This is a genomic window from Atribacter sp., assembly GCF_035418125.1.
In the GTDB taxonomy this organism is placed as follows: domain Bacteria; phylum Atribacterota; class Atribacteria; order Atribacterales; family Atribacteraceae; genus Atribacter; species Atribacter allofermentans.
Genome location: NZ_DAOLQM010000274.1, coordinates 1 through 2716 on the forward strand (window position 1 = coordinate 1; position 2716 = coordinate 2716).

At 37.3% G+C, this 2716-nt stretch carries 4 protein-coding genes; all 4 read left to right on the plus strand.

All coding sequences use genetic code 11. The features are described from left to right. Positions 1 to 37 precede the first annotated feature (37 nt). Positions 38 to 943, plus strand: a complete 906-nt coding sequence (locus tag PLK24_RS10400) for a class I SAM-dependent methyltransferase (protein ID WP_324478886.1) — start codon at positions 38 to 40, stop codon at positions 941 to 943. Then, positions 900 to 1730 carry a 50S ribosomal protein L11 methyltransferase gene (locus PLK24_RS10405; RefSeq protein WP_324478888.1) on the plus strand — a complete coding sequence of 277 codons (831 nt, stop codon included), beginning with the start codon at positions 900 to 902 and terminating at the stop codon, positions 1728 to 1730. The genes PLK24_RS10400 and PLK24_RS10405 overlap by 44 nt, the downstream gene beginning before the upstream one ends. Positions 1731 to 1985: 255 nt before the next feature. Continuing rightward, positions 1986 to 2399, plus strand: a complete 414-nt coding sequence (locus tag PLK24_RS10410) for a flavodoxin family protein (RefSeq protein ID WP_324478890.1) — start codon at positions 1986 to 1988, stop codon at positions 2397 to 2399. Between the two features lie 10 nt (positions 2400 to 2409). Then, a complete protein-coding gene (locus PLK24_RS10415) occupies positions 2410 to 2607 on the plus strand; it encodes a hypothetical protein (protein WP_324478892.1) in 198 nt (65 codons plus the stop codon). Positions 2608 to 2716 lie beyond the last annotated feature (109 nt).

Consider the following 2716-nt stretch of genomic DNA (forward strand, 5'->3'; position numbering starts at 1 on the left):
AGGCGAAGTTTTCATTAAATAAATAACGGAAGGATGCATGAACAGAGACCTTCAACACCAAATGTATTGGAATGCCGGAGTAAGAAAGGAAAAGCGAAGAGAGCGTAATATTGAAAAAAAAGTTCATACTGATTTAGTCTGGTTGGAAATCGAACCCTATTTACGTTCCGGGATGAAAGTTCTTGATGCTGGAGGAGGATATGGTCGGTATGGTTTAGAAGTAGCTCGGAGAGGATGTGAACTTACCCTTTTAGATATTTCTTCAGCTATGCTTCAAGAAGCAAGGAGTTTAGCCCAAAAAAGTGGAATTCAGTCAATCAATTTTGTTGAAGGAAGAGTCCAAAATCTCCATCAATTTTCTAGAAAATATTTTGATTTAGTCCTATGTTTGGATGCACCAGTATCTTATGCCTATCCGGATCATTTCCGAGCTATACAAGAAATATGCCGGGTGAGTCGGAAGAGAGTTATTTTTTCGGTCGTTAATCGGCTGGGACAACTTCCGATAGCAATTGAGCAGGAAATGGGTTGGACCGGTTCTTTAAACCATACCCGCTCCTTTTTAGAAAAAGGCAATTGGGATCACCCAGAGAAATTACAACAAATTGAAAACTGGATATCTTTTTTGAATCGGTATATTTTTCCCCCATTACATGCCTTTCTTCCTGGGGAATTGGTTGACATAGTTGCAGAACAAAATTTTCAACCGGTTCGCATAATGGCAACCGGGACCTTAGCCCGATTACTCAAAACCAAGACTCTCCATCGAATCGTGAACAACCAAAAAACCTACCAACAATTTTTAAAAATATGTCAAGAGTATGATTCGCAATTTGAGGTGCTGGGAGTAGGAGCCCGTTCGGCTTCGGGTTTATTAATAATAGCCGAAAGGAATGAAGATGGATCGAATTTGGAAGAAGCTTATCCTGAGAATAAAGGATGAGTCTTATCGTGAACAGGTTTATTGGTGGTTTCAAGATCAGAAACCTTATGGTTTCTGGGAGAAAGATAGTTTAACCATTGTTGCTTATGTACGAGATTGGCCAGAGGAGTCTTTTCCAGAATACATTGTTGCAGCTGAACGCGATGAAGAACCAGATGAGAATTGGGCTAAAGAATGGCGCAAACGCTTTAAGCCAATAGTCGTAAATGAGACCATTGTTATCCGTCCTCCTTGGGAACCAGCAATTCCTTCAAAGATTGATTTGGTTATTTATCCTGCTTATGCATTTGGGACCGGTGATCATCCAACAACCTTTTCTTGTATGGAATTCATATCCCAATTTTTTAAACCGGGGATGGAATTTTTAGATGTGGGCATGGGTTCAGGAATACTTTCTCTTTTAGCTTTTCGTCTTGGAGCTGGAGATATTACTTCTATTGATATTGATCCCTTGGCAATGGAAGAACTAAAACGGAACTGTGCTTTAAATCAAATACCTTTCGAAAGAATCAAATCAAAAATCGGCGATCTTACCGGTATAGAAGGTTCTTTTGATTTTATCGTGGCAAATATTGGAGCTCAATTTGTTTTAGAAAATTTACCCCTCTTGAGCAATATGCTTCATATTTCTGGTTATTTAGTTTTATCGGGTTTTCAAGGAGAGGATGTTCCTCTTATTCAGCAAAAAGCTCTATTGGTTTCTCTCGAAATAATACAATCAATCGATAAAAATAATTGGGTGACTATTGTTTATCAAAAGAGAGCAAAAAATCAATTATCCGATTGAAGAGTAATCTGAGCATTTAATGGATTTATATTTTTTCATTCTTTTTTCATAGACACATTCTTGCTTTTTTGACTATAATAAGAACATACGGTTTCTTTGAAAAAGGAATTAATCTTTATTCAACGATCAATACAATAAAATATAAGCTGAGATCTCGAAATTGTAATCATTATCTAACGATTAAGGGATTTAATAGATTAATTAAAAAACTTTAAACTCACCGTATAGGATTGTGAAAGAGAGGTGCATATTTGGTTGAGAGTTGCTTTCGTTTATCTCGGGAAAGATAAAGCCTTACAGCAAATTACAAAATACATGATCAATGCGTTTGAAAAATCAGGTCATACCGTAAAGAATATTGAAATCGAGGATTCATCATCGCCTATTAATCTTAGACCATACGACGTAATATTTGTTGGTGCGTCGGTAGTCAGTGCTTTTGGTGGTAAGATTTCCCCGGAAGTGGTGAACTTTTTAAAAGGAGTAGCTGGATTGGAGGGGAAGAAAACCGTTGCCTATGTCCGACCCTCCTTGTTTGGAACCGACAAAGCCCTTCGACGCTTAATGGCGAATATGGAGTCAAGTGGGGCATTCGTTATTGACTTTCAAGCAATTAAAAGTGATAAAGATGCCCAGCTTTTATTAGAAAGGCAGTTAAAAAAAGGATAGGTTAATAAAAATGAGCAAAGAAAAAGAAAATATGAGGGAAATGTTTGAGGAGATGTTTTTTACTCCCCTCAATAGCTTTTTTGGGCCACAGGTTAGTGAGGAAGTACGAAGCCATCTTTCCCAAGCTCGAATTGAAATACTGAAGGCAATGAAAACTTTCATAGAAAGTGAAATAGATAAGCTCGAAAAAACAGTCCACGATAAATAATCATTTTATTACGATGAAAGAATTCGATTGAGAAAGCCCTCAACTTTCCTTAGGTTTTAAACCTTTGCAGATTGGGGTTGAGGGGCTCTCTCTTAATAACTATGTTTTA

What these genes read in the sequence shown, in the direction of transcription:
- PLK24_RS10400 (WP_324478886.1), top strand. Translation starts at nt 38, where the DNA reads ATGAACAGAGACCTTCAACACCAAATGTATTGGAATGCCGGAGTAAGA.
- PLK24_RS10415 (WP_324478892.1), top strand. Translation starts at nt 2,410, where the DNA reads ATGAGCAAAGAAAAAGAAAATATGAGGGAAATGTTTGAGGAGATGTTT.
- PLK24_RS10405 (WP_324478888.1), top strand. Translation starts at nt 900, where the DNA reads ATGGATCGAATTTGGAAGAAGCTTATCCTGAGAATAAAGGATGAGTCT.